The following is a 26,944-nucleotide window of genomic DNA, read 5'->3' as shown; positions in this document are numbered from 1 at the left end:
GTCGGACGAGGGGCAGTCCACTGCTGACCGAAAACTGCCACTCAAGGACGATGCCGTTGAGTCGATAGCAGCCCCTTCTGCATTCGACCAGAAACAAGGGTTGGCAAACGCTACAACGAATGGCAGCCCACCCCTACCCCACCCAATACCAAACCGCTCCCCCCTCAAACTCCGGCATCACTTCCCCCTGTGCAAAGCAGCGCCGCGACTCCGGCTGCGCCGGGGTAAACCAATAACCGGCCTTGCTGCAGGACTGCCCCGCCACCACCGGCGCTACATGCTTCGAATCGCTCGGCTGAAGACTCCTCGCATAGGCCACCAGATCCTTGGGATAGACCCTGTGCTCGACCCCGCTGTCATCGATGCCATAAAGGAAGGCAATGGCCGCCGCCTCGAACGTCCAATACCCGCAATAGCTGCCCTCGTCCCCTTGCAGGTGGCTGTCGTGCCAGGGCGCTTGCTCGAACGCGGGGTACCAGTCGTCACAGTACTGCTGCAGAAGGTCGCTGGCCTCGGTCGGGTCGTCGGCGTAGATGGCTTGTATCAGCGGTGTGTAGACGTCGTGGTACCAGTCATCGACGTCATATCGGTCGGGCAGCAGTTTGCACAGCAGGTCTTCGTAGAGGGTGTCGTCCCCGGCGTAGCCCGCGGGGTCGATCAGGGCCACGAAGCGTTGGAGCAGGTCGGTGCGGTGCAGCAGGATGCACAGGCTGAACACCTGGACGCACTCTTGGTACTGGTCGAGCCAGTCGTCGATCGCCAAGGGGGTGATGTTCGGAATCTGGTTGTACTCGGCCAGTTGTCTTTGCAGGTGTTCGTAACTGTCCACCAGGGTTTCCAGCAAGGGAATCAGCAGGTCGATGCTGTGGCCGGCGGTGTAGCGGATGAGGATTTCCTTGAAGATCCACTTCTGGAAATGCCGGGCCCTGAGGGACTTTTCCTGGGCTTCGGAGTCGGCCTCAAAGGTGTTTTCGGCAAAGAACTGCACGCTGTGCTGGTAATTGCTGAAGAAGTTCTCCAGGCGCGCAGCGCTGAGGAATGCTTGTCGTCTGTCCTTGATCATGGGTCTTCCTTATCTGAACGGCGCCCGCTCCAGGCCCTGACCGCAAGCGCGGCAACGGCAGTCACCGACCTAAAAAACAAAGCCTGCGACACAAGGCGCAGGCTGGATAGGGTTGCAGCAGGTCGAGCCGGATCAGTTACCCGGCCCCTTAGAAGTTCGCCGGGGTGTTGGCGCTGATGATTTCCGCCTCATCCTGGCCAATGTTGCGAAAGCTGTGGGGCAAGGTGGTGGGGAAGTAATAGCCATCCCCCGGGTTGAGCACGCTGACTTGCCCGTCCACGGTCAACTCCACGGTACCGCGAGTCACCAGGCCGCACTCCTCGCCTTCGCTGTGCACGATGGCTTCTTCGCCGGAGCTGGCGCCGGGGGCGTACTGCTCGCGCAGAAAGCGCATCTGCCGGTTGGCCACCGGGGCGCCGATCATCAACAGGCGCAGGCCGTCGCGACCCAGGTCCGGCTGTTCGTTGGCGCGGAACACGTATTGGTGTTCCCGGGGTGGCTGGTCGAAGGTGAAGAAGTCGGCCAGGGACATGGGGATGCCTTCCAGCAGCTTTTTCAGGGAGCTGACGGAGGGGCTGACGCGGTTCTGTTCGATCAGGGAGATGGTGGCATTGGTGACGCCGCTACGACGGGCCAGCTCGCGCTGGGAGAGTTTGTAGCTTTCGCGAACGAGTTTGAGTCGGGTGCCCGTGTCCATAACAGCCTTATGTGAGAAGTACTTAAGGGTATTTTTGCGGCGGTTGGGTCGCGAGGATCGCGATTTGGCTGCCCTGGAGCCTGAAAAGGCGGCTATTTAAACATGTTTGACAGGCAAGCTGTAAAGGCTGGCGATGAGGGGTGCCGCGGGGGAAATGTGGGCGCTGTCGGGGAGCGTTGGGAGGTCCTGCGGACCTCGTCGCAGCCTGCGGCAGCGGCTACAGAGTGGGGGCTGTAGCCGTGACGTGCATTTAGATGCCGAAGCGGTCGCGCAGGGCGTAGTACGCGGCGCCCATGGCGGTCAGTGGGGCCTGGAAGGTGCGGCCGCCAATCATCGGCATGTGCGGCAGGGAGGCGAAGGCGTTGAAGCGTTCGGCGTCGCCGCGGATCATTTCAGCAATCAGCTTGCCCGCCAGGTGCGAACAGGTGACGCCGTGGCCGCTGTAGCCCTGCATGTAGTAGGCGTTCTTTTCGATCCGGCCAAATTGCGGCATGCGCGACATGGTCAGCAGGAAGTTGCCGGTCCAGCGGTAGTCGATCTTCACATCCTTGAGCTGGGGGAAGGTCTTGAGGATCTTCGGCCGGATCAACTGGTCGATGTCGTCCGGTTCCCGGGCGCCGTAGACCACGCCACCGCCGTACAGCAGGCGGTTGTCGCCGGTGAGGCGGAAGTAGTCCAGGAGGTAGTTGCAGTCTTCCACGCAGTAGTTGTTGGCGATCAGGCTGCGGGCCAGTTGTTCGGGCAGTTGCTCGGTAACCACGATCTGCGAGCCGCAGGGCATGCTCTTGCGGGTCACTCGTGGATCGAGGTCTTGCTGCAGGTAGGCGTTGCCGGCGATCAGCAGGTATTTGGCGCGCACCAGGCCCTTGGCGGTACGCACCACGTTGGGTTCGCCGTAGGTGATTTCCACCGCGGCCGATTGTTCGAAGATCTTGCCGCCCAGGCCGATGATGGCGCTGGCCTCGCCCAGGGCCAGGTTCAGCGGATGGATGTGGCCGCCCTGCATGTCCAGCAGGCCGCCGATGTAGTTCCTGGTGCCGACTTCGCGGTCGATCTGCGCCTTGTCGAGCATCTTCAGGTTGTGATTGCCCAGGCGTTCCCAGTTGCGTTTCTGTTCCGCCAGGCCCTTGAGCTGCTTGTTGTTCAGGGCGGCGAAGATGCCACCGGGGCGGTAGTCGCACTGGATGTCGTAGTGCTGGATGCGCTGGCGGATGATGTCGGCGCCTTCGAAGATCATGCTGCCGAGCACTTCGGCGCTTTTTTCGCCGTAGCGTTCTTCGATCACGTCCACGTCGCGGCTGTAGGAGTTGACCAGTTGCCCGCCGTTGCGCCCGCTGGCGCCGAAGCCGACCTTGGCCGCTTCGAGCACGGTGACGCTGTAGCCCGCTTCCGCCAGGAACAAGGCCGAGGACAGACCGGTATAACCGGCGCCGATCACGCAGACGTCGCACTCCACACTCTCTTCGAGTTGCGGGTAGTCGGTGGTCTGGTTGCGGGTCGCGGCGTAGTAGCTGTTCACGTAGGTTTGCATGAGAAATTCCCCAGCGGGTACGGGCCCAGGCCCGCCGCCGCTGTTGTTATAAGAGTTAGAGCTTGATCCAGGTCGCTTTGAGCTCGGTGTATTTGTCGAAGGCGTGCAACGACTTGTCGCGGCCGTTGCCGGACTGCTTGAAGCCGCCGAACGGCGCGGTCATGTCGCCGCCGTCGTACTGGTTGACCCACACGCTGCCGGCCCGCAGGCCACGGGCAAAGCGGTGGGCGCGGCTGAGGTCGGCGGTCCAGACCCCGGCCGCCAGGCCGAAGATGCTGTCGTTGGCGATCTGCAGCGCTTCTTCTTCGGTATCGAAGCTGATGACCGACAACACCGGGCCGAAGATCTCTTCCCGGGCGATGGTCATGGCGTTGGTCACGCCGTCGAAGATCGTCGGCTCGACATACAGGCCGCCAGTGTTTTCCAGGGTACGGACGCCACCGGCCAGCAGTTGCCCGCCCTGCTGCTTGCCGATGTCGATATAGCGCAGCACGTTGTCCAGCTGGCGCTGGTCCACCACCGCGCCGACCCGGGTTTGCGGGTCGAGGGCATGGCCCGGCTTCCAGCCCTTGAGGGCCTCCACCAGCAGCGGGATGAACTGCTCGCGAATCGAGCGCTGCACCAGCAGGCGCGAGCCGGCGGTGCAGACTTCGCCCTGGTTGAAGGCAATGGCCGCGGCCGCCGCTTCAGCCGCGGCGCGCAAGTCCGGGGCGTCGGCAAACACCACGTTGGGGCTCTTGCCGCCGGCCTCCAGCCACACCCGCTTCATGTTGCTTTCGCCGGAATACACCAGCAGTTGCTTGCCCACGGCGGTGGAGCCGGTGAAGGCCAGCACGTCCACGTCCATGTGCAGGGCCAGGGCCTTGCCGACGGTGTGGCCGTAGCCCGGCAGGACGTTGAACACGCCCTTGGGGATGCCGGCGTCCAGGGCCAACTGGGCGATGCGGATCGCGGTCAGCGGCGACTTTTCCGATGGTTTGAGGATGAACGAGTTGCCCACCGCCAGGGCCGGGGCGAACTTCCAGCTGGCCATGATCAGCGGGAAGTTCCACGGCACGATGGCCGCCACCACGCCTGCCGGCTCCCGGGTCACCAGGCCCAGCTGGTCGTGGGGCGTGGCCGCCACTTCGTCGTAGAGCTTGTCGATGGCTTCGGCGTTCCAGCGGATGGCGTTGGCCGTGGCTGGAATGTCGATGCTCATGGAGTCGCCAATCGGCTTGCCCATGTCCAGGGTTTCCAGGAGCGCCAGTTCTTCCTGGTGCGCAAGGATCAGGTCGGCGAAGCGCAGCAGGATGCGCTTGCGCTCGGCCGGGGCCTTGCTCGACCAGACGCCACTGTTGAACGCCTGGCGCGCCACCGCCACCGCACGATCGGCATCGGCCTGATCGGTGCTGGCAACGTTGGCCAGGAAGCGCCCGTCCACCGGGCTCAGGCATTCGAAGGTGGCGCCGCTGGCGGCGGCGCAGTACTGGCCGTCGATAAAGGCACGGCCTTCGAGGCTGAGGGACTGGAAGTACTGCTCCCAGTCGCTGCGGGATTTAGTCATGGCAAATACTCAAGACAGGAAGTGACACGGTCATCAGACCGTGTGCAGGTACCAGTTGTATTCCAGGTCGGAGATGGAGTTTTCGAACTCCGCCAACTCGCTTTCCTTACAGGCCACGAACACGTCGATGTACATCGGGTCGATGTACTTGGCCATCACTTCACTGTCGTCCAGTACGCGCAGGGCGTCCCGCAGGTTGGTGGGCAGGCTTTGTTCGTTCTGCTCGTAGGAGTTGCCTTCAACCGGCGCGCCCGGGTCGATCTTGTTGGTCAGGCCATGGTGAATGCCCGCCAGTACCGAAGCCATCAGCAGGTAAGGGTTGGCGTCGGCACCGGCCACCCGGTGCTCGATGCGCACCGCATCGGCAGAACCGGTGGGTACGCGTACGGCCACGGTGCGGTTGTCGATGCCCCAGGTCGGCGAATTCGGCACGTAGAACTGCGCGCCGAAGCGGCGGTAGGAGTTGACGTTGGGGCACAGGAAGGCCATCTGCTCGGGCAGGGTGTCGAGCACGCCGCCGATGGCGTGACGCAGGGCTTCGTTGGTTTCCGGGTCTTCGCTGGCGAAGATGTTGTTGCCCTGCTTGTCGAGGATCGAGATGTGCACGTGCAGGCCGTTGCCCGCCTGGCCCGGGTAAGGCTTGGCCATGAAGGTGGTGTCCATTTCATGGTCGTAGGCGATGTTCTTCACCAGGCGCTTGAGCAGCACCGCGTAGTCGCAGGCTTTGATCGGGTCGCTGACGTGGTGCAGGTTGACTTCGAACTGCGCCGGGGCGCTTTCCTTGACGATGGCGTCGGCCGGAATGCCCTGCTCTTTCGCGCCTTCGAGAATGTCTTGCAGGCAGTCGACGTATTCGTCCAGATCGTCGATCAGGTAGACCTGGGTCGACTGCGGACGCTTGCCGGAAATCGGCGAGCGGGGCGACTGTGGACGGCCGTTCACGTTGTCCTGGTCGATCAGGTAGAACTCCAGCTCGAAGGCGGCACAGATGGTCAGGCCCAGCTCGTCGAACTTGGTGACGACTTGGCGCAGCACTTCGCGGGGGTCGGCGAAGAATGGCTGGCCTTCAATCTCGTGCATGGTCATCAGCAGTTGCGCGGTGGGGCGCTTCTGCCAGGGCTCGACGCTCAGGGTGCCGGGGATCGGATAGCAGATGCGGTCGGCGTCGCCGATGTCCAGGCCCAGGCCGGTGCTTTCCACCGTGGAGCCGTTGATATCCAGGGCAAACAGCGAGGCTGGCAGGTTGATGCCCTTCTCGTAGACCTTGTGCAGCGCGGTGCGCTCGATGCGCTTGCCGCGCACCACACCGTTCATGTCTGCAATCAGCAGATCGACGTAGAGAACCTCGGGGTGTTTTTTCAGGAAGGCATTGGCTTCATTGAGTTGAATGGCACGCGGGGGGACCGACATGATGCACCTATTGTGTTAATTATTATGTTCACTGCTGTGACACGCCAGCAGTCAACCCGAAAGAAAAACCGGAGTCAATAGCCAGCAACAGCGGCTTTTCGTCAATTATTTTGCTCCACCAGAGACAAATAACCGGCGCAATCCGCGCCAGCTGCGGGTTTCGGACGATTAACGTTTAGAATTTTTTACATGGAAGTTGTTAATTAAAATCAACGAGGATAAGCTCTGGAAAAACTCGTTCCAGCGTGAATTTCGAGGTGATAAAAATGGCATTCAAGCCATTGATCGGCGTTACTGCGTGCGTCAAAGAGATCGGCCTGCACCCCTACCACGTCAGCGGCGACAAGTACTTGCGTGCTGTCAGCGTCGCGGCCGAGGGCCTGCCCCTGATCATTCCTTCCCTGGCGGATCTGATCGATATCGACGATCTGCTGCACAACATGGACGGGCTGCTGTTTACCGGCTCGCCATCCAATGTCGAACCCTTCCATTACCAGGGCACGCCCAGCGAACCGGGCACCGCCCACGACCCGCAACGCGATGCCACCACCCTGCCCCTGCTGCGCGCGGCGATTGCCGCTGGCGTGCCAGTGCTCGGCATCTGCCGCGGCTTCCAGGAAATGAACGTGGCCTTCGGCGGCAGCCTGCACCAGAAGGTGCATGAACTGCCGGGCTACATGGACCACCGCGAAGCCGACGACCCGCGCATCGAAGTGCAGTACGCCCCGGCGCACCCGGTGGCGATCCAGCCCGGCGGCGTGTTCGAGGCCATGGGCCTGGCCGGCGAGATCCAGGTCAACTCGATCCACAGCCAGGGCGTCGACCGCCTGGCCCCCGGCCTGCGGGTCGAGGCCGTGGCACCGGATGGCCTGATCGAGGCGCTGTCGGTGGAACACAGCACAGCCTTTGCCTTCGGCGTGCAGTGGCACCCGGAATGGCAGGTGCTGTCGAACCCGGCCTACCTGCGAATCTTCCAGGCCTTTGGCGACGCCTGCCGGCAACGAGCCGCGCAACGCCGCTAACCGGCAAACCCCGGCCGCTGCGGCGGCCTTCCAGGCATTCAACGAGATTCACCACGCCCTGCCCCGCGGCGAGCGCGCCTGTGCGCGCCCGACGTCCGGCGTGAGCAGCAAACGGCAAGACCACAACAACAAATAGCGTCAGGCCGCCAGGAAGGCAGCGCCGAATCAGCCCGCACCCCCTGCGGGCTGGCAATCAACCTTTAGGCCCGGCCGAATTGGCCAGGCTGCTGACACCTGTTGGGAGTTTCACATGGCAAACGCCTCCAGCACTTACCGCAAGGCCCTCGAAGGCACCCCGAGCCCGCAGAAGGTCCTGGTCAAGATCGACCGCGTGACCAAGAAGTTCGATGAAACCGTGGCCGTGGACGATGTGTCCCTGGAGATCCACCAGGGCGAGATCTTTGCCCTGCTGGGCGGTTCCGGCTCCGGCAAATCCACCCTGCTGCGCATGCTCGCCGGCTTCGAACGCCCCACCGAGGGCCGCATCCTGCTGGATGGCGTGGACATCACCGACATGCCGCCCTATGAGCGGCCGATCAACATGATGTTCCAGTCCTACGCCCTGTTCCCGCACATGACCGTGGCCCAGAACATCGCCTTCGGCCTCAAGCAGGACCGCCTGCCGCCCGCCGAGATCGAGGCCCGGGTCGAGGAAATGCTCAAGCTGGTGCACATGACCCAGTACGCCCGACGCAAGCCGCACCAGTTGTCCGGTGGCCAGCGCCAGCGCGTGGCCCTGGCCCGCTCCCTGGCCAAGCGCCCCAAGCTGCTCTTGCTGGACGAACCCATGGGCGCCCTGGACAAGAAGCTGCGCTCGCAGATGCAGTTGGAACTGGTGGAAATCATCGAACGCGTGGGCGTGACCTGCGTGATGGTGACCCACGACCAGGAAGAGGCCATGACCATGGCCCAGCGCATCGCCATCATGCACCTGGGCTGGATCGCCCAGACCGGCAGCCCGGTGGACATCTACGAGGCGCCGGTGAGCCGTCTGGTGTGCGAATTCATCGGCAACGTCAACGCCTTCGACGGCACCGTCACCGAAGACCTGGAAGGCTACGCCATCATCGACTGCTCGGACCTTGAGCAACAGATCTACGTCGGCCACGGGGTCAGCACCTCGGTGCAGGACAAGTCGGTGACCTACGCCATCCGCCCGGAAAAGATGCTGGTCACCACCCTCAAGCCCGACGCCCGCTACAACTGGTCCAAAGGCAAGGTGCACGACATCGCCTACCTGGGCGGCCACTCGGTGTTCTACGTCGAGCTGCCCGGCGGCAAGATCGTCCAGTCGTTCATGGCCAACGCCGAGCGCCGTGGCGCGCGACCGACCTGGGACGACCAGGTCTACGTCTGGTGGGAAGACGACAGCGGCGTGGTGCTGCGAGCATGAGGACTGCGACCATGAGCACGTTCAATCAGAAGTTGTTCCGTATGCTGCCCAGCGGGCGCAAGCTGGTGATCGGCATTCCTTTTCTCTGGCTGTTCCTGTTCTTCATGCTGCCGTTCTTTTTGGTGATGAAGATCAGCTTCTCGGAAGCGGCCCTGGCGATCCCGCCCTACTCGGAGATCTACAGTTACGCCGAGCAGAAATTCCAGCTGCTGCTGAACCTCGGCAACTACGCCATGCTGGCCGGCGACGAGCTGTACCTCTCGGCCTACCTGGGCTCGCTGAAGGTGGCGCTGCTGAGCACCCTGATGTGCCTGGTGGTGGGTTTTCCCATGGCCTACGCCATCTCCAAGGCCAGCAAGGAAGCGCAGAACGTCTTGCTGCTGCTGATCATGATGCCGACCTGGACCGCGATCCTGATCCGCGTCTACGCCTGGATGGGCATCCTCAGCAACAACGGCCTGCTCAACAGCTTCCTGCTGTGGACCGGGCTGATCAGCCAGCCGCTGGAAATCCTCAACACCAACATCGCCGTGTACATCGGCGTGGTCTACGCCTACCTGCCGTTCATGGTGCTGCCGCTGTACGCCAACCTGGTCAAGCATGACCAGAGCCTGCTGGAAGCCGCATCCGACCTGGGTTCGAGCAACTTCAACAACTTCTGGAAGATCACCGTGCCCCTGGCCAAGAACGGCATCATTGCCGGTTGCATGCTGGTGTTCATCCCGGTGGTCGGCGAGTTCGTGATTCCGGAACTCCTGGGCGGCCCGGAAACCCTGATGATCGGCCGCGTGCTGTGGCAGGAATTCTTCAACAATCGTGACTGGCCGGTGGCCTCCGCCCTGGCGGTGGTGATGCTGGCGATCCTGATTATTCCGATCCTGCTGTTCAACCGCAGCCAGGCCAAAGAGATGGAGGCACGGGCATGAAACGCTTCGAATTTTCCAAACTGATGCTGGTGCTGGGCCTGCTGTTCATCTACCTGCCGATGCTGATCCTGGTGATCTACTCGTTCAACGCCTCCAAGCTGGTGACGGTGTGGGGCGGCTGGTCGATCAAGTGGTACGTCGGCCTGCTGGACAACCAGCAACTGATGGGCTCGGTGATGCGCTCCCTGGAAATCGCCCTGTACACCGCCGTGGCGGCGGTGGCCCTGGGCACCCTGGCGGCCTTCGTGCTGACCCGGGTCACGCGCTTCAAGGGCCGTACCCTGTTTGGCGGCCTGGTCACCGCGCCGCTGGTGATGCCCGAGGTGATCACCGGCCTGTCGCTGTTGCTGCTGTTCGTGGCCATGGCGCAATTGATCGGCTGGCCCATGGAACGCGGCATCGTCACCATCTGGATCGCCCACACCACATTCTGCGCCGCCTACGTGGCCGTGGTAGTCTCCGCGCGCCTGCGGGAGCTGGACCTGTCCATCGAAGAAGCGGCCATGGACCTGGGAGCGCGACCGTTCAAGGTGTTCTTCCTGATCACCATTCCGATGATCGCGCCGTCACTGGCGGCCGGCGGCATGATGTCCTTTGCCCTGTCCCTGGATGACCTGGTGCTGGCCAGCTTCGTCTCCGGCCCGGGTTCCACCACCTTGCCGATGGAAGTGTTCTCGGCGGTGCGCCTGGGGGTCAAGCCCGAGATCAACGCCGTGGCCAGCCTGATCCTGCTGGCGGTATCGCTGGTGACCTTCCTGGTCTGGTACTTCGGCCGTCGTGCCGAAGCCGCCCGCAAGCGGGCGATCCAGGAAGCCATGGACTTCACCGCCAACGAATCCTGGCAGCCACCGGCGGCGAAAAAACCTGCGGTACAAACGCCGGCGACGGCCTGACCGTGACCGCTTCGCCAGCCCGCTGACGCCTACAGGTTGATGTTATCCGTAGGTGCCCGCTGGCTGGTGAAGCGGGTAAAAAGCTCCCCCAATATCCACCTTGCACACGCAGCAATCTGCACAATAAGAAATGGAGTTGTAGTGATGAAAATGCTTGGCAGGACACTGTTCGCCAAAACCCTGCTCTCACTGTCCTTGATGGGCGCGATGGTGACCGGCGCTCAAGCCAACGATAAGGTGCTGCGCGTTTACAACTGGTCGGACTACATCGCCCCGGACACCCTGAAAAAGTTCGAGGCCGAAACCGGTATCCACGTCACCTACGATGTCTTCGACAGCAACGAAACCCTGGAAGCGCGCCTGCTCACCGGCAAGTCCGGCTACGACATCGTGGTGCCGTCCAACAGCTTCCTGGCCAAGCAGATCAAGGCCGGGGTCTACCAGGAACTGGACAAGTCCAAACTGTCCAACTGGAAGAACCTCAACCCGGTGCTGCTGAAAAACGCCTCCGCCAGCGACCCGGGCAACGCCCACGCCTTCCCCTACATGTGGGGCTCGATCGGCATCGGCTACAACCCGGACAAGGTCAAGGCGGCCCTGGGCACTGATGCCCCGATCAACTCCTGGGACCTGCTGTTCAAGCCGGAGAACGCCGAGAAACTCAAGGCCTGCGGCATCAGCTTCCTCGACTCGCCCACCGAAATGCTCCCCGCCGCCCTGCACTACCTGGGCTACCCGGTGACCAGCAAGGACAAGGCGCAGATCCTCGAAGCCCAGGAACTGTTCATGAAAATCCGGCCTTCGGTGACCTACTTCCATTCCTCCAAGTACATCTCGGACCTGGCCAACGGCAACATCTGCGTGGCCGTGGGTTACTCCGGCGACGTACTGCAGGCCCGTTCCCGCGCCGAAGAAGCCGGCAATAAGGAAAAGGTCGCCTTCAGCATTCCCAAGGAAGGCGCCGGCAGCTTCTACGACATGATGGCCATCCCCAAGGACGCCACCAACGTCGACAACGCCTACCTGTTCATGAACTTCCTGATGCGTGCGGACATCATCGCCGAGGTCACCAACAGCCTCGGCTACAGCAACGCCAACGCGGCGGCCACGCCACTGGTGGACGAAGCGATCCGCAACGACCCGGCGTCCTACCCGCCACAAGAGGTACTGGCCACCCTGTACGCGGTGCCGGATCAGCCGATTGCCATCCAGCGCGTGATGAACCGCGGCTGGACCAGGATCAAGCTGGGTAAATGATCCAAGGTGCCCGCCGCGGGCGGGCACGGCTGCCCTTTTTCCGTTCATGTCGCGCCTTACCACCGCGACACTCCTGCGAACGGCTTCACCCGGCTCCCTCGGTTGGGGTGAATCCTTGGCGCCTTCGGGCGCCTTTTTTGTGCACCCTGTAGCCGCTGCCGCAGGCTGCGAAAGGCTTGGGCGGCAGACCGATGCAGCAAACGCTGCGATCCTGAAGGCAGCAGAGGGTCCTGCGGCCCCTGTCGCAGCCTCGCTGACGCTCGACAGCGGCTACAAAGACTCCAGATACCTTCTTGTGCACCTTGTAGCCGCTGTCGCTGGCTGTTCCCCGCCCCTGGAAGTGGTATTTTTTGCCGCTTCTGGCGTGGCTGATCGGCATGCAGCCCCAGCCGCCAGTTCTACAGGGAGCCGTATCGATGAAATCCGCCGTTCACCCTTGCCCGTTGCCCCATGACTCCAGCATCGCTGCCCTGGCCCCGGGGGCGAGCTTCATCGACTGTCGCCGCACCCTGGCCGAAGACCCCGAGCGCAGCGCCATGCGCCACCTGCTGTGCCTGATGAGCCAGACCCCGGCCTGGATCAACCGCATGATGGGCCTGCGCAATCGCGTGGTGCAGCTGTTCGGCCTCAAGGACCTGGGACGCCTGACCCGCATCGACCTGGCGCGCCCCGACGAGGATTACCAGCCCGGCGACCGGGTCGGCATCTTTACCCTGATCTCCCAGAGCCCCAATGAGGTGCTGGTGGTGGACCGCGACAAGCACCTGGACGTGCACCTGTCCCTCAACCTCCAGCCCCTGAACGCCGAGGGCCTACGCCCGGTGGTGCTGAGCACCGTGGTGCATCCGCACAACCGCCTGGGACGCCTGTACATGCTGCCGGTGGCGCCGTTCCACCGGATCATCGCGCCCATGACCCTGGCCACCATCAATAACCGCTGAGCCTTCACCCCCAAGGATCTTGCCGTGCAGACACCCGAATTCGATGTTGTCGTCGTAGGCCTGGGCGCCATGGGCGCCGCCACCCTCTATCAACTGGCCAAGCGCGGGGTCAAGGTGGCGGGCATCGACCGCTTCGCCCCGCCCCATGACCAGGGCTCCAGCCACGGCGACACGCGCATCACCCGCCAGGCGGTGGGCGAAGGCGCGGCCTACGTGCCCCTGGCGATCCGTTCGCAAGAGATCTGGCGCGAGCTGGAAGCCGAACTGGACGTGGCGCTGTTCGAGCAGTGCGGGGTGCTGGTGATGACCGCCAGCACCGATCCGCAGCGCCCGGCGCAGGACCGGGACTTCACCGACAACAGCATCGCGCTGGCCCGGCACTACGGCATCGAGCACCAGGTACTCGATGCCGCCGAGATCCGCCGGCGCTTTCCGCAGTTCGCCCCGTTGGCCGACAGCGCCCGGGGCTACTTCGAACCCGGCGGCGGTTTTGTCCGCCCGGAACGCTGCATCGACGCGCAACTGACCCGGGCCCGGCAACTGGGGGCGACCTTGATCACCGGCCAGACGGTGCTGGAGCTGGACGCCCAGGATGACGGGGTGCACATCATCAGCGACGGCTCGCGACTGTTTGCCCGGCAGGTCATCGTCAGCGCCGGCATGTGGTCGGCGCAGCTGCTCGGCGCGCCCTTCGACGCCCTGCTGCAGGTCTGCCGCCAGCAGCTGTACTGGTTCCGCCTCGATGAGCCCCGACACTACCCGGCCCGCTCGCCGAGCTTCATCCTCCACAGCGCCGGCGATGTCGACGCCTGCTACGGTTTCCCGCCGATTCCCGGCGAAGGCAGCGTGAAAATCGCCACCGAGCAATACAGCGTCAGCAGCCAGCCGGACAGCCTCGACCGCCAGCCCAGCCTCGCCGATGCCCAGCGCCTGTTCCGCGAGCTGGTGGCCCCGCATATCGCCGGGCTCGCCCCGGAGCTGGTGAAGGCCAGCGTCTGCGCCTACACCGTGACTCCGGATTCGGGCTTCATCATCGACCGTCACCCGCGCCTGGACAACGTCACCGTGGTCAGCGCCTGCTCCGGCCATGGCTTCAAGCACTCGGCGGCGATTGGCGAAGCCTTGGCCCAGTTGCAGGTGGACGGCCGCAGCGAAATCGACCTGCAGAGTTTCTCCCTGCAACGCTTCCACTGACGGCCACGGCCCCGTTATCGGGGCCGCGATGAAAAAAAATCCCCGGGCTGACGTTTTTCGCCGTTTATCTGCCGTTTTCAGCCTTGCCGGTTGGTCGAGTCTCTACGATTCTTTAGAAACCCCTCAGGGCGGCACATCGCCGCCCCACGTAGAACCCTCGGAGCGCCCCATGAAGAGCGTCGCAGAACTGCTGAAACTCAAGGCCAAGCACAACCAGCAAGTGCACACCATCGCCCCGCACCAGATGGTCCTGGAAGCGCTGATGCTGATGGCCGAAAAAAACGTCGGCGCCTTGCCGGTGATGGAGAACGGTCAAGTGGTCGGGGTCATCAGCGAGCGCGACTATGCGCGCAAACTGGTGCTCCACGGGCGCTCTTCGGTGGGCACCCCGGTCAGCGCCATCATGAGCTCGCCGGTGATCACCGTGGACTCCCACCAGAGCGTGGAAACCTGCATGAGCATCATGACCGACAGCCACCTGCGCCACCTGCCGGTGGTGGAGAACGGCCAACTCCTGGGCCTGCTGTCCATTGGCGACCTGGTCAAGGAAGCGATTGCCGAACAGGCCGACCTGATCCGCCAGCTGGAGCAATACATTCGCGGCGAGTAAGCCCGCAAACCTTGCACCGCCCCAAACGGCGCCTTCGCTGGCCCGCCAGCTCCTACAGACGCTCGCTCAGCGGCAGCCCATTGCGTAGGAGCCGGCTTGCCGGCGAACAGGCCCGCAAGCCTTGCACCGATCCAACCGGCGCCTTCGTTGGCAAGCCAGCGCCTACGATTGGCTCGGCCTCTCCAGGGGAAAGTGCACGCGAACTTCGAAGCCGTCGTCGCGGCCACTGGCCGGTGAGGCCAGGTGCAACTGGCCGCCGACGCCGTGGACGATACTCTGGGCAATCGCCAGGCCCAGGCCCGAACCGCTGGTTTCGCTGTTGCCACGCACAAAACGTTCGGTCAGGCGTTGCAGTACCTCCGCTGGCACCCGCGGCCCGCCATTGATCACCCGCAAGCAACCGTCGGCGCCGAGGCTGATCTCTACCGGCTGCGCCGGATCGCCATATTTCAGGGCGTTCTCGATCAGGTTGCGCAGCAGGATGCCAAAGGCGTCCGGATCGATGGCCGTGCACACCCGGGCCGCCTCCGGCAACTGCAGGCGGATACGCTCCGCCGCGCCGCGATTCCACTCCTCCACGCCATGGGCCAGCAACGGAATCAGGTCCTCGGGGGTTTGCGAGAGCAGCCCGCCGCCCTCTGCCTTGGCCAGTTGCATGAGCTTTTCCGAGAGCCTGGCCAGTTCCCGCAGGGCGTTCTCGATCTTCGCCGCCCGCACCTGCAAGGGGCCCTCTGGGGCTTCCTGGCGCAGGCGCTGGATCTGCGCCAGGGTCGCCGCCAGGGGCGTGCGCAGTTCATGGGCGCTGTTGGCGGTGAAGCTGCGTTCCGCTTCCAGGGCTTTGCGCAGGCGCTCCAGCAGATGATTGACCGCCTCGGCCAGGGGATCGATTTCCGCCGGCAGGCGCGCCACCTTGATCGGTGACAAGTCGCCCACACCCCGGGACTCCACCGCCCGCCGGTATGCCAGCACGCTGCGCAAGCTGATGCGCACGAACACCCAGGTGCCCAGCAGGCTGATGGGAATCAGCCCGAGCAAAGGCAGCAACAACGCCAGCAACGCCTCCCGCGAGGCTTCGCGGCGGTGGGCCAAGGGCTCGGCGATTTCGATGACGATCGAGTCGTTCTCGATGCTGGCGCTGTACAGGCGGTATTTGTCCGTGGTGCTGAAGCCGGGGCTTGGGCGGTGGCTGAAGATTTTCAGCTTGGCATCGTGGGAGCGCATGAGGATTCGCCCGTCGGCGTCGCGCACCAGGTAGGTCAGGTACTCGCTGTCCATCTTCAGGGTCGCCACGTGCCGCGCCCGACGCGGCCCGCGACGGTTGCCGATTTCCAACGCCGCCAAGGGCAGGATGCGCTGGGCAGTGGCTTCCAGGGCGCTGTCGAAGGTTTCATCCAGCTCGTGCTGGACCACCAGCCAGGTGCCGGCGGTAGCCCCCAGCCAGAGCAGGGTCATGCCCAGGGTCAGGCCCAGGCTCAAGCGTTTTTGCAGGCTGATGGGACGCTTCATGCGGGCATCAGCCGGTAGCCCATGCCGCGCACGGTTTCAATCAGTTCGCGGCCGAGCTTCTTGCGCAGGCGGCTGACGTAGACCTCGATGGTGTTGCTTTCGATTTCCGCGCCGAAGGCATACAGCCGCTCCTCCAGCTGGGACTTGGAGAGCAAGGCGCTGGGACGCTGGACAAAGGCCTCGAACACCGCCCATTCGCGGGCAGTGAGGTCGATGATGCTGCCGCCGCGCTGCACGGTGCGGGCACTCAGGTCCACCTGCAGCTCACCGAGGCGGATCTGCGGGTTGGGGTTGCCGCTGTAGCGCCGGGCCACCGCGGCGACCCGCGCCGACAGTTCGAACAGGTCGAAGGGCTTGACCAGGTAGTCGTCGGCGCCGGCGTTGAGCCCGGCGATGCGCTCGGAAATCTGGTCCTGGGCGGTGAGGATGATCACCGGGGTCACATCCCCGGCGCTGCGGCGCTGACGCAGAAACTCCAGGCCGCGCCCGTCAGGCAGCATCAGGTCCAGCAGGATCAGGTCATAGGGCGTGCTGGCGACGCTGGCCCGGGCCTGCTCCAGGCGCTGCACCCAGTCCACGGCGTGGCCATCGTCGGCAATCTGCTCGCGCACCGCGTCCCCCAGCCCTGTCGCATCCTCGACCAATAACACCCGCATCGACGTTCTCCTGTACCTGTGTGGTGCTGCACCTTAACCGCTGAACCTGACGCGAATCTGAAGACGCCGCCGGCCTGATCAGGGTAGCCAGTGTCGCGCCCGCGGGATGCGAGGCAGATCAGCAAAAGCCCGAATCGCCGAGAGCACCACGACCTGAAGTTTTTTCCCGGCCTTCAGGTTGCTGTCAGCTAACCGGCCCAGGCTGCAGCCACATTCATCGAAAAGGACAGCCTCATGAACAAGCTTGTCGCCGCCGGTTGCCTCACCGCGGCCCTGGCCCTGCCAGCACTGGCCCAGGCCCGTGAAGTGACCCTGACCACCCAGCTCAAGCCCTACAGCGGCAACGGTGCTTACCTGGCGATCTACCTCACCGACGCCAACGGCGCCTACCAGAAGACCCTGTGGGTCGCCGGCAAAAAGGCCAAGTACTACAAGCACCTGCCGGACTGGGCCCGCGGTGGCGGCTCGGCCGCCGGCCAGTACGACGGCGTCAGCGGCGCCAGCGTGGGCAGCGGCGAGACCCTGACCGTCAGCGCCGATCTGGCGGACAGCCTGATCGACGCCGGCTATCAGATCCGCATCGACAGCGCCGTGGAAGACCAGCGCGATGTGCGTGCCGACGTGGTCCTGCCCCTGACACTCAAGGGCGCGGGCCAGCCCGCCAGCGGCAGCACCTATGTGCAGTCGCTGCGCTACGACCTGTAAGCCCTACGCCTTGAGGAGGCCCGACCATGTTGCGCTCGTTGCACTCAATCCCCGGACTGCTGGCCGCCCTGCTGGTGATGCTGCTGGCCATCAGCGGCGCGACCCTGGCGCTGATCCCGGCCCTGGAACGCCTGCAGGCGCCCCCCGCGGCGGCCGACATCAGCGTGGCGCAACTGGCCGAACGCGTGGCCGGCCAGCTGGGCGGGATCGAGCAGATCCGCCGCACGCCTTCGGGCACGCTGATCGTCTATCACCGAGAGCATGGCCAGACCTTGGCCAGCCGCGTCGATCCACAGACCGGTGCGCTGCTCGCGCCCTACACGCCCTCGGCCTTGGCCCGCTGGGTCAAGGAACTGCACCGCTCGCTGTTTCTCGACACTCCGGGCCATATCGTGTCGGCCCTGGGCGCCCTGGCGATGCTGTTGCTGTCGGCGTCCGGCACCGTGCTGCTGGCTCGCCGCGCCGGTGGCTGGGGCAAGCTGCTGCGGCCGTTGCGCGGCAGTTTCAGCCAGCGCTGGCACGCCGAGGTGGGACGTCTGACGATCCTTGGCCTGCTGCTGTCGGCCCTGAGCGGGCTGTACCTGTCGGCCGGCACCTTGGGCCTGATCGCCGACGACGGCCAGGGCCAACCGCCCCAGCCGCCCCCGATCAGCGCCGGCCCGGCCTTGCCGGTGGCCAGCCTCGCGGCGCTGCAGGCCCTGGACCTCAACGATCTGCGCGAATTGGTCTACCTCGACCCTGGCAACCCCAAGGACCTGTACAGCCTGCACACCCGCAGCGGCCAAGGTTATGTCGATCCGGCCAGCGGTGCCCTGCTGGCCTTCCAACCCGACAGCGGGATGCAGCAGCTTGGTGCGCTCATCTATCAACTGCACACCGGGGAAGGCCTGTGGTGGCTGGGCCTGCTGCTGGGCGTGTGCGCCCTGGGGGTACCGCTGATGAGCCTCACCGGCCTGTGGCTGTGGTGGCGCCGGCGTCGCGACGCGGTGGCGATCGACGACAATTGCCCGGCCGACGCCGCCGACTGCGTGATCCTGGTGGGCAGCGAAAACAACAGCACCTGGGGCTTTGCCCGGACCCTGCAGCAGGCCCTGGTGGCGGCAGGACGCAAGGTCCACAGCGCACCGATGAACCAGCTGCGCGGCGACTACCCCAAGGCCCGCCAGTTACTGATCCTCACCGCCACCCACGGCGACGGCGATGCCCCGGCCTCGGCCAGCGACTTCCTCGCGCGCCTGCAACAACAGCCGCTGGCGCCTGATCTGAAGTACGCCGTGCTGGGCTTTGGCGACCGGCAGTTCCCGCGTTTCTGCGGCTTTGCCGAACAGGCACACAAGGCCTTGAGCGCCAGCGGTGCGCAGTGCCTGCTGCCCCAGGAAAACATCCATCGCCAGTCGCCCCAGGAATTCCGCCGCTGGGGCCAGGCCCTGGGACAGGCCTTGGGCTTGCCCCTGGACCTGCAGCATCAGGCCCACGCCCTGCCCTGCCACGAGTGGCAACTGGTGGAGTCGGTGGCCTATGGCGATCAGGTCCAGGCGCCGACGCGGATCCTGCGCTTCAAGGCCGCCAACGGCAGCGGGCAACAGTTACCCGAGTTCCAGGCCGGCGACCTGGTGGGCATCCTGCCCCCCGGCACGACCCAGCCCCGCTTCTATTCCCTGGCCAGCAGCCGCGTCGACGGGGTGCTGGAGATCTGCGTGCGCAAGCACCCGGGCGGCCTATGCTCGGGCTTTCTCCATGATCTGCACCTGGGCGCGCGAATCCAAGGTTTCATCCAGCCCAATCCGCAGTTTCGTCCGCTTAAAGGCGCGCAGCCGGTGATCCTGATCGGTGCCGGCACTGGCATCGGCCCATTGGCGGGGTTCATCCGCGGCAACCGCTCCCGGCAGCCCATGCACCTGTACTGGGGCGGGCGTCACCCAGCCTCGGACTTTCTCTACGAGCCGGAGCTCAAGGGCTACCTGGCCGACCGGCGCCTGACCGCCCTGCGCGCGGCCTTCTCCCAGGTCCAGGAGCGCGGTTACGTGCAGGACCGGCTGCTGGCCGATGCCCTGGCACTGCGCCGGCTGGTGGAAAAAGGCGCCCAGGTGCTGGTCTGCGGCAGCCGGGACATGGCCAAGGGCGTGATGCTGGCCCTGGACGAAGTGCTGGCCCCGCTCAATCTCAGCGTACTGACCCTCAAGGCCCAAGGACGTTACCGTGAAGATGTCTACTGAAACCGCCGCACTGCAGCGCTACAGCCTCAACGGCCCGACCATGGGCAGCCGCTACAGCGCGCTGTTCTACGCCGCCCCGGGCTTCGCCACCCAGGACCTTGGCGAGCGTCTGGCCCAGGCCGTGGCGCGGGTCGAGCAGCAGATGTCGGGGTGGAACCCCCAGTCCGATCTCAACCGCCTCAACGCCGCGCCCCGGCATCGCTGGATCAGCGTGCCCCGGGAGCTGATGAGCGTCATCACCACGGCGCTGCGGGTCAGCGAGCAATCGTGCGGTGCCTTCGAGATTGGCGTGGGGGATCTGGTCCAGAGCTGGGGCTTTGGCCCCACGCCACGGACCCTGGACCTGCCGGCCTTGCGTGAACTGGGCCGGCAGCGTCGCTGCCCGGCCACCAGCGCCCTGGTGCTGGAGCCCAGGCGCCACCGCCTGCGCAAGCGCGGCAAACTGCGCCTGGACCTCAACGGCATCGCCAAGGGCTTTGGCGTCGATGAGCTGGCCCGGGCCCTGGAAGCCTCCGGCATCCGCGACTACCTGGTAGGGATCGACGGCGAAATGCGCGCCCGGGGCCGCAAGCCCGGGGGCCAGCCCTGGAGCGTGGCCGTGGAAAAACCCCTGCGCGGCGAACGCCAAGTGATGGGGGTAATGGAACTGGAAGATGCGGCCATTGCCACCTCCGGCGACTACCGCCGGTGGGTGGACATCGCCGGGCATTCCTACGCCCATACCCTCGACCCGACGACGGGCGAACCCCTGCGCAATCGTCTGGCCTCGGTCAGTGTGGTGGCCAGCAGCTGCATGCTGGCCGACGCCTGGGCCACCGCGCTGCTGGTACTCGGTGAAGTCGAGGGGCCACGGCTGGCCCAGGAACGCGGTATGGATGCCTTGTTCGTGATCCGCGACGGTACGCAGTGGCGGGAAGTGTCTATTGTGGGTGGACAGCTGCAGGCCGAGATCGAGGCCCGCTGAAACCCGTATCCGCAGCTTCCGTGTCTGCAATGCCATCAACCTGAGTCCATCGCCGATGAAATTCATGCACCGACACCGCGAACTGCACCGCAACGACCGCATCGGTTGGTTGCGCGCCGCCGTCCTGGGGGCCAATGACGGGATCGTCTCCACCGCCAGCCTGCTGATCGGCGTGGCCGCGGCCAGCGCCAGCCACGGCACACTGCTGGTGACCGGCATGGCCGGGCTGGTGGCGGGGGCCATGTCCATGGCCGCCGGAGAATACGTTTCCGTGCACTCCCAGGCGGACACCGAACAGGCCGACCTGGCCCGGGAACGGCTCGAACTGGCCAGCGACCACCCGGCCGAGCTCAACGAACTGGCCCGTATCTACCAGAGCCGCGGCGTGAAGCCGGAACTGGCACGGCAAGTGGCGGAGCAACTGATGGCCCACGACGCCCTGGGAGCTCACGCCCGGGACGAACTGGGCATCAGCGAGGCCCTGGCGGCCAACCCGCTGCAGGCGGCGCTGGCCTCGGCGGCGAGCTTCGTGGTGGGCGCGGCCCTGCCCCTGGCGGTGACCTTCATGGCCCCGACCCACAGCGTGGTGCCGTGGATTGCCGGCATGTCCCTGGTGTTCCTCGGCGGCCTGGGGGGCCTGGCAGCCCGTGCCGGTGGTGCCAAAGTGCTCCCGGGTGCCTGGCGCGTGACCCTCTGGGGCGCCCTGGCCATGGGCCTTACCGCCGCCGTGGGCAGCCTGTTCGGTAGCGTGGTCTGAGCCGGTAGCAGGCTTGCCGGCGAATAGCCCCTCAAGACCCGCACCGCCCTGCCGGGCGCCATCGCTGGCAAGTCAGCACCTGCAACAGCGCGGCGCCATCACCTTGGAGCAGATCCAGCGGAGCGGTTTTTTTCACACTCTGAAATAGTAAATCCCGTCACTGACAGCCCTGTCCACAACAGCCGTCAGACGCCTGAACACTGGCCTTCAGCTCAATCTGAAGAGCATCCGGGCCAATTCTCAACTCGGCCAAAACTGAATTCCCCCCACGAATAAGAAACGTCTCACCTGAAGCTCTTGTTAAACTCGCGCACATTTGCGTGAAGATTTGATGACAGGCAGGTTATTTGTGAAGTTGATCCGTCGTTGCCTCCAACACCCTCTTGCTCCCCTGTGCACCTTGTTCGGCTTGCTGTTGCTGGTGCCAATGGGCGCACGCCTGGCTCTGGGCTGGTCCAATCCGCTGGGTTACCTGTCCGACCTGGCCAGCGCCAGTCTGCTGACCCTGCTCTTGTACCGCCGCCGCTGGTGGCTGGCGCTGCCGGTGCTGCTGGTGTGGGCGCTGCTGACCCTGGTCAGCGCCGAGCTGGTGAGCGCGGTGGGCCGCATGCCCAACCTCGCCGATCTGCACTACCTGGTGGACCCGCAGTTTGTCGGCAATTCCACCGGCGGCGGCCTGACCCACCCTGAGCTGGGGCTGACCCTGATGTTGGGGCTGGCGCTGTGGCTGGTGGTCCAGCGCAGCAGTCGTGCAGTGAAAACCCCGACACTGCCACGCACGCTCTGGATTCTGCCGCTGGGCTTGCTCCTGGCCCACGGCGCCACCCAATACCTCAAACCCAGCGAAGCCGATCAGTGGCAGCTGTTCAACCTGCCCCACCAGGCCCTGGCCACCGCCACCGGCCAGGCGCAGATGCAATTGGAAGACTGGCTGCAAGGCGATGTCGCCGATGTGCCGCCGCCCATGGCCGGGCTGACCCGTCTCGACCTTGAAGGCCAGCCGCTGCTGCCCAGCGCCGGCCGCGCGCGCAACGTGCTGCTGATTACCCTGGAAGGCATTCCCGGGGCCTATATCCGCACCAACCGCGAGGCCCTGAACAGCCATTACCAGGAAGACCTGATGCCCAAGCTCAGCGCCTGGGCCGAGCGTGGCATGAACACCCCGGACTACGTGCTGCACAGCCACCAGACCATTCGCGGCCTGTACGCCATGCTCTGCGGCGACTACGACAAGCTCGACAACGGCACCCCCAAAGGCGTCGAGATGCTCACCCAGAACCAGCGCAACCAGGCCTGCCTGCCGGCGCAGATGCACAAGTTCGGTTTCAACACCCACTACCTGCAAGGCGCCGGCCTGCGCTTCATGGCCAAAGACAAGATCATGCCGCACATCGGCTTTGACGCGACCCATGGCCTTGAGTGGTTCAAGAACGACAACTACCTGGAATTCCCCTGGGGCAAGGACGACAAGGCCTTCTTCGAAGGCGCCCTGAGCTACGTGGATCAGTTGAAGAAGAAAAAACAGCCTTGGATGCTCACCCTGCTGACCGTCGGCACCCACCAGCCCTACTCCGCGCCCGAGGACTACCTGGAGCGCTACGAGACGCCCAAGCAGGCGGCGGTCGGCTACCTGGACGACGCCATCGACCAGTTCCTCACGGGGCTGGAACGCAAGGGCGTGCTCAAGGACACCCTGGTGATCATCACCTCCGATGAATCCCACGGCATCGACGGCGTGCGCCTGGCCTCGTCCTGGGGCTTCAACCTGATGCTGGCCCCGGACCAGGACCTGCTGCCCCACCTCAAGTCGGGCACCTACGGCCACGTCGACCTCAGCGCCTCGGTGCTGGACTACTTCGGCCTGCCGGTGCCCGCCAGCCTCAGCGGCCGCTCGTTGTTCCGCGACTACGCCCAGGGCCGGGAAATCATGTCCTACACCAACGGCAAGCTGCGCTACCACGACGGCCAGGGCACCTTCACCGAATGTGATTTCCAGCAGCGCTGCCGCTACTACTCAAGCACCGGTTTCATCGCCGACAGCGCCAGTCTGCAGGGTCAGTACGGCGGCCTGCGGGCCCGGCAGATCAGTGCCCGAGCCACGCATCTGGATCGCAGCCTGCTGCAATCGCCGCTGAACCAGCACTATCAGTTCGGCAGCCCGGCGATCATCCCGCTGCAGGCGCAGATCAAGGATGACTGGGCCGACAACCTGATTGGCGCCCAGTACCTGGAAATGCCCAAGGGTTCCCAGACCCGGGTGCGTTTCACCGTGCGCTCCGCCGACCCGCAGCAGAACGCCTACATCCTGCTCAAGGGCAAGGAACTGGAACAGGACGTCCCCCTGGGCCTGCCGGAAGAAATGCTGGTAACCCCCGACCAGCCGCTGCAGATGGACTTCAGCTTCGACAACCCGGAAACCCGCAAGGCGTTCTCCTTCCACCTTCTGGGCTACGGCCTGGGCGCGGTGGAAGTCAGCGACTTCAGCGTGATCACCGAGTTGCCGGGGCAACCTGAAAACGTCGACCCCGAAGAAGACAGCAGCGCCCATTCCAGCTGAACCCTGCCGGACATCGAGCAGCGCCCTTTCGGGCGACGCTCGATGCGCCCCTCTACACGCCCCGCAAAAAATATTTTCCTGTACATGAAACTTTTTTTGTACAGGAAAAGTCGGACCGTTGATGTCATTTGAACATCATTGAGCTATCACGCTGCCTCGTCGAGACACAGCCCTGTGAAGCATTCAGTCAACGGTTTAGGAGCGGTCCTTCCTATGTTTTCCAATCTGAGCATTTCACAAAAGCTCTATGCCGGTTTCGGCGTCGTCCTGCTGATCCTCCTGCTGCTGGTGCTAGCGGCCCTGCGCGGTTTCGATCAGGTCAGCAGCAGTGTCAAAAGCAACATCCACAGTTACGAGGTCCTGAGCCAGTCCGACGCCCTGCTGCGCAGCCTGATCAATGTCGAGACCGGCATGCGCGGTTATGCCCTCACCGGTCGCGACAGCTTCCTCGAACCTCTGGAGCAAGGCGAAAAAGCCTTTGCCGACTATTACGCCCGGATCAAAAGCAGCACCTCCGACAACCCCGAGCAGCAGGCGCGCCTGGAGCGACTCAAGGCCCTGCACGACCAGTGGCTGCGCGACGACGTCCAGGGCAACCTGGACCTGCGCCGGGCGATCAACGCCGGCAGCCAGCCGGCCACCGCCATGGCCGAACAGATCAGCGCCGGTCGCGACAAGGCCAAGATGGACGCCATGCGCCAGCTCACCAGTGAATTGCGCGACGCGGAAAAAAGCCTGCAGGACGCCCGCAGCCAGGCCATGGACGACGCCAAGGCCTCGGCCCTGGCGATCCTGATCGGCGGTGGCTTGCTGGCGGCGGCGCTGGCCATGCTGGTGGCCTGGTCGCTGTCCAGCAATCTGGTGGGCCGTATCCGCCAGGCCGTGGACGTGGCCAAGGCCATCGCCGCCGGCCGTCTGGACAGCAGCATCAGCGCCACCGGCCGTGATGAGGTGAGCAACCTGCTGCAGGCCTTCGCCGCCATGCAGGAGCGCCTGCGGAGCATGATCAGCCAGATCAAGCAGGGGGCCGACCAGTTGGTCAGCGCCTCCCAGAGCATTTCCAGCGCTTCGTTGCAGCTCTCGGCCTCGGCCCAGGAGCAGTCCCACTCGGCCTCCTCCATGGCGGCCACGGTGGAAGAGCTGACCGTGAGCATCAACCATGTGGCGGACAACGCCGGGGATGCCCACGCCCTGTCCAGCGAGTCCGGGCGCCAGTCCGAGGAAGGCGGCAGCGTGATCCAGGACACCCTGGGCAGCATGCGCCTGATCGCCGAGACCGTGCAGGCCTCGGCCTCCCAGATCGGTGAACTGGGCCAGCACGCCGAGCAGATCTCCAGCATCGTCGGGGTGATCAAGGGCATTGCCGAGCAGACCAACCTGCTGGCCCTCAACGCGGCCATCGAAGCCGCCCGGGCCGGGGAACAGGGTCGCGGCTTCGCCGTGGTCGCCGATGAGGTGCGCCTGCTGGCCCAGCGCACGGCCAACTCGACCCAGGAAATCACCGAAATGGTCGGCAAGATCCAGCTGGGCACCCGAGAGGCGGTGAGCAGCATGGACGTGGGGGTCAATCAGGTGAAAAACGGTGTCGAACTGGCCCAGCAGGCCGGTGAGGCCATCGTCAATATCCGCACCTCGTCCGGCAATGTGGTGCGGGTGGTGGACCAGATCTCCCTGGCCCTGCGGGAGCAGACCGCCGCCAGCCAGGATGTGGCGCGCAATGTCGAGCGCATCGCGCAGATGTCCCAGCAGAACAGCCAGGCGGTGGAGGAAACCACCGAGACAGCCCGCTCCCTGCAGCAACTGGCGCAGAACCTGGAACAGCAGGTGAGTGTGTTCAGGCTCTAGGACTGGCACTGCCCGACTCAAGCGCTCGGGCACGCACCAGCATCAGACTCAGCCCCGCACCCAGCAGCAGGACCGCGATCAGCATCAGCCAGGCGCTGGCAAAATCCGCCGCGCCCTGCTGCACGGCGCCGAATAGCACCGGTCCCAGGGCGAACCCGGCGAAGAAGCCTGCCGAGAGCAGACCCGAGGCGCAGGCGGGGCTGCCAAAGGCCGGATCGCGCAGCAGCATGCTCATGGCGATAGCGTTGGTGGCCACGGCGCTCAGGCCCATGCCCAGAGCGCCGAACCACAAGGGCCAGTGCGCCTGAGGCGTGGCCTGGGCAGTCACCGCCAGGGCCAGGCTGGCCAGGAGCATCAGCGTCAGCAGCAGCCAGGACTCCTCGGCCATGCGGGCCGCCAATGGCGTCAGCAGGGTTCGGGCCAGGATGCCCATGACCCCGAACCCGGCGACCATGGCCCCGGTCTCGCCGACCGTCACTCCTTGGCGGGCCGCGAATACCCCAAGAAAGGTCACGAAGGACGAAAGCACCAGGCCGACACACAGCTGCACGCTGAGCAGCAGCGTCAGCCGTGAATTGGGCCGGGGAATCGTCAGGCTCACGGCCTTGCCCACGGCGCTGTCCGGCGCCACCCTGGGCCCCCACAGGGCCAGCAGCAATGTCGGCACAAGCAGGCAGGCCAGGGCTGCGCGCCAGCCCAGAGACCCGGCCAGAGGCGGCAGCAACAGGCCGGCGATCAGCGCGGACAACTGCACCCCGGACTGTTTCAGCCCCACCACCGCGGCCTTGCTGCGGGCCTCGACACACTCGGCCACCAGCAGTTGGGTCACCGGGTTGGCCAGGGCCTGGGCCACTCCGCAGATCGCCAGGGCCAGCAGCGCCCCGGCAAAGCCCGGCAAGCTGACCAGCAGGCCATACCCGGCCAGGGTCGCCCAGAACAGCAAGGCCAGGCCCCGGCGGATGCCGAGTCGGCTGGCCAGCGGCCCCGCCCACAGGGACAGCAATGCCGCCAGGCCAAAGGCGCTGGTCAGCAGCCAGCCCAGCCAGTGGGGCGCAATCCCAAGATCGGCGATCAGCAGGGGCCCGAGGGCGCCGATGGCATAGAAGATCAGCATCGGCAGGCCCATGGCACACACCAGCACCGTACGCAGCCAGAGCCCCCGGGGACTGGCGTTTTTCAAGCTCTGAGGGTTCATCCCTTGCTCCGTGGCAGGTGGCGCGCCGCCGGGTGACGACGCTCACCCCTGCTTGGGAAA

At 64.9% G+C, this 26,944-nt stretch carries 22 protein-coding genes and 1 pseudogene; 15 read left to right on the top strand and 8 right to left on the bottom strand.

Annotated elements, in window-relative coordinates:
- Positions 1 to 133: 133 nt before the first annotated feature.
- The 5 genes from Q8O96_RS03580 to Q8O96_RS03560 all read right to left on the bottom strand — a co-directional run bounded on the left by Q8O96_RS03580 (position 134) and on the right by Q8O96_RS03560 (position 6,247).
- Positions 134 to 1,063, bottom strand: coding sequence for a PoNe immunity protein domain-containing protein (locus Q8O96_RS03580; RefSeq protein ID WP_305948371.1), 930 nt, complete (start codon positions 1,061 to 1,063; stop codon positions 134 to 136).
- 148 nt (positions 1,064 to 1,211) lie between these two features.
- Positions 1,212 to 1,760 carry a cupin domain-containing protein gene (locus tag Q8O96_RS03575; RefSeq protein ID WP_015635120.1) on the bottom strand — a complete coding sequence of 183 codons (549 nt, stop codon included), beginning with the start codon at positions 1,758 to 1,760 and terminating at the stop codon, positions 1,212 to 1,214.
- A 250-nt stretch (positions 1,761 to 2,010) separates the two neighbouring features.
- Entirely contained in the window at positions 2,011 to 3,291 is a 1,281-nt protein-coding gene (locus Q8O96_RS03570; RefSeq protein WP_305948370.1) for an FAD-binding oxidoreductase, read from the bottom strand.
- Between the two features lie 55 nt (positions 3,292 to 3,346).
- A complete protein-coding gene (locus tag Q8O96_RS03565; RefSeq protein WP_305948369.1) occupies positions 3,347 to 4,837 on the bottom strand; it encodes an aldehyde dehydrogenase in 1,491 nt (496 codons plus the stop codon).
- Between the two features lie 33 nt (positions 4,838 to 4,870).
- Positions 4,871 to 6,247 carry a glutamine synthetase family protein gene (locus Q8O96_RS03560; protein ID WP_102864203.1) on the bottom strand — a complete coding sequence of 459 codons (1,377 nt, stop codon included), beginning with the start codon at positions 6,245 to 6,247 and terminating at the stop codon, positions 4,871 to 4,873.
- A 266-nt stretch (positions 6,248 to 6,513) separates the two neighbouring features.
- On the opposite strand from Q8O96_RS03560, the gene Q8O96_RS03555 reads away from it, so the two are divergent.
- The 8 genes from Q8O96_RS03555 to Q8O96_RS03520 all read left to right on the top strand — a co-directional run bounded on the left by Q8O96_RS03555 (position 6,514) and on the right by Q8O96_RS03520 (position 14,483).
- Positions 6,514 to 7,269, top strand: coding sequence for a gamma-glutamyl-gamma-aminobutyrate hydrolase family protein (locus tag Q8O96_RS03555; protein ID WP_102864202.1), 756 nt, complete (start codon positions 6,514 to 6,516; stop codon positions 7,267 to 7,269).
- 250 nt (positions 7,270 to 7,519) lie between these two features.
- Positions 7,520 to 8,662 (top strand): ABC transporter ATP-binding protein, encoded by a 1,143-nt coding sequence (locus tag Q8O96_RS03550; RefSeq protein ID WP_305948368.1) that lies wholly within the window; start codon positions 7,520 to 7,522, stop codon positions 8,660 to 8,662.
- A gap of 44 nt (positions 8,663 to 8,706) precedes the next feature.
- A complete protein-coding gene (locus tag Q8O96_RS03545) occupies positions 8,707 to 9,588 on the top strand; it encodes an ABC transporter permease subunit (protein WP_180988607.1) in 882 nt (293 codons plus the stop codon).
- Positions 9,585 to 10,481, top strand: a complete 897-nt coding sequence (locus tag Q8O96_RS03540) for an ABC transporter permease subunit (protein ID WP_305948367.1) — start codon at positions 9,585 to 9,587, stop codon at positions 10,479 to 10,481. Before Q8O96_RS03545 ends, Q8O96_RS03540 begins: the two co-directional genes overlap by 4 nt.
- A gap of 150 nt (positions 10,482 to 10,631) precedes the next feature.
- Positions 10,632 to 11,738, top strand: coding sequence for a polyamine ABC transporter substrate-binding protein (locus tag Q8O96_RS03535; protein WP_240322082.1), 1,107 nt, complete (start codon positions 10,632 to 10,634; stop codon positions 11,736 to 11,738).
- Positions 11,739 to 12,154: 416 nt separating this feature from the next.
- Positions 12,155 to 12,679 carry a DUF2867 domain-containing protein gene (locus Q8O96_RS03530; protein ID WP_305948366.1) on the top strand — a complete coding sequence of 175 codons (525 nt, stop codon included), beginning with the start codon at positions 12,155 to 12,157 and terminating at the stop codon, positions 12,677 to 12,679.
- Between the two features lie 24 nt (positions 12,680 to 12,703).
- Positions 12,704 to 13,873 (top strand): N-methyl-L-tryptophan oxidase, encoded by a 1,170-nt coding sequence (gene solA / locus Q8O96_RS03525; protein WP_305948365.1) that lies wholly within the window; start codon positions 12,704 to 12,706, stop codon positions 13,871 to 13,873.
- A gap of 169 nt (positions 13,874 to 14,042) precedes the next feature.
- Positions 14,043 to 14,483 carry a CBS domain-containing protein gene (locus Q8O96_RS03520; protein ID WP_102864196.1) on the top strand — a complete coding sequence of 147 codons (441 nt, stop codon included), beginning with the start codon at positions 14,043 to 14,045 and terminating at the stop codon, positions 14,481 to 14,483.
- Positions 14,484 to 14,645: 162 nt separating this feature from the next.
- Here Q8O96_RS03520 and Q8O96_RS03515 read toward each other — a convergent pair whose 3' ends face one another.
- Together Q8O96_RS03515 and Q8O96_RS03510 are read right to left on the bottom strand one after the other, a co-directional pair.
- Positions 14,646 to 15,989, bottom strand: a complete 1,344-nt coding sequence (locus tag Q8O96_RS03515) for an ATP-binding protein (protein ID WP_305948364.1) — start codon at positions 15,987 to 15,989, stop codon at positions 14,646 to 14,648.
- Positions 15,986 to 16,645 (bottom strand): response regulator transcription factor, encoded by a 660-nt coding sequence (locus Q8O96_RS03510; RefSeq protein ID WP_102864194.1) that lies wholly within the window; start codon positions 16,643 to 16,645, stop codon positions 15,986 to 15,988. Before Q8O96_RS03510 ends, Q8O96_RS03515 begins: the two co-directional genes overlap by 4 nt.
- A gap of 234 nt (positions 16,646 to 16,879) precedes the next feature.
- On the opposite strand from Q8O96_RS03510, the gene Q8O96_RS03505 reads away from it, so the two are divergent.
- The 7 genes and pseudogenes from Q8O96_RS03505 (at position 16,880) to Q8O96_RS31140 (ending at position 25,689) form a co-directional block, all read left to right on the top strand.
- A complete protein-coding gene (locus Q8O96_RS03505; protein ID WP_305948363.1) occupies positions 16,880 to 17,350 on the top strand; it encodes a DUF2271 domain-containing protein in 471 nt (156 codons plus the stop codon).
- A gap of 26 nt (positions 17,351 to 17,376) precedes the next feature.
- Positions 17,377 to 19,566 (top strand): PepSY domain-containing protein, encoded by a 2,190-nt coding sequence (locus Q8O96_RS03500; protein ID WP_305948362.1) that lies wholly within the window; start codon positions 17,377 to 17,379, stop codon positions 19,564 to 19,566.
- The gene (locus Q8O96_RS03495) at positions 19,556 to 20,530 is read left to right on the top strand and encodes an FAD:protein FMN transferase (protein ID WP_180988606.1); all 975 of its coding nucleotides are present in this window, start codon (positions 19,556 to 19,558) and stop codon (positions 20,528 to 20,530) included. Before Q8O96_RS03500 ends, Q8O96_RS03495 begins: the two co-directional genes overlap by 11 nt.
- Before the next feature lie 55 nt (positions 20,531 to 20,585).
- Positions 20,586 to 21,287, top strand: coding sequence for a VIT family protein (locus Q8O96_RS03490; RefSeq protein ID WP_102864190.1), 702 nt, complete (start codon positions 20,586 to 20,588; stop codon positions 21,285 to 21,287).
- A gap of 331 nt (positions 21,288 to 21,618) precedes the next feature.
- Positions 21,619 to 23,844, top strand: a complete 2,226-nt coding sequence (locus Q8O96_RS03485) for an LTA synthase family protein (protein ID WP_371826155.1) — start codon at positions 21,619 to 21,621, stop codon at positions 23,842 to 23,844.
- A gap of 213 nt (positions 23,845 to 24,057) precedes the next feature.
- Positions 24,058 to 24,831 (top strand): annotated as a pseudogene (locus Q8O96_RS31145) (CHASE3 domain-containing protein); the annotation flags it as partial.
- On the top strand, positions 24,826 to 25,689 hold the full coding sequence (locus Q8O96_RS31140) for a methyl-accepting chemotaxis protein (protein ID WP_371826163.1): 864 nt from the start codon (positions 24,826 to 24,828) through the stop codon (positions 25,687 to 25,689). The pseudogene Q8O96_RS31145 and the gene Q8O96_RS31140, both read left to right, overlap by 6 nt.
- Here the strand turns inward: Q8O96_RS31140 and Q8O96_RS03475 are convergent.
- A complete protein-coding gene (locus tag Q8O96_RS03475; RefSeq protein ID WP_207167441.1) occupies positions 25,679 to 26,884 on the bottom strand; it encodes a CynX/NimT family MFS transporter in 1,206 nt (401 codons plus the stop codon). The genes Q8O96_RS31140 and Q8O96_RS03475 overlap by 11 nt on opposite strands.
- Positions 26,885 to 26,944 lie beyond the last annotated feature (60 nt).

This window comes from Pseudomonas sp. LPH60, from assembly GCF_030718165.1.
GTDB lineage: Bacteria > Pseudomonadota > Gammaproteobacteria > Pseudomonadales > Pseudomonadaceae > Aquipseudomonas > Aquipseudomonas danubii.
This window is presented reverse-complemented; position numbering and strand designations above follow the sequence as displayed.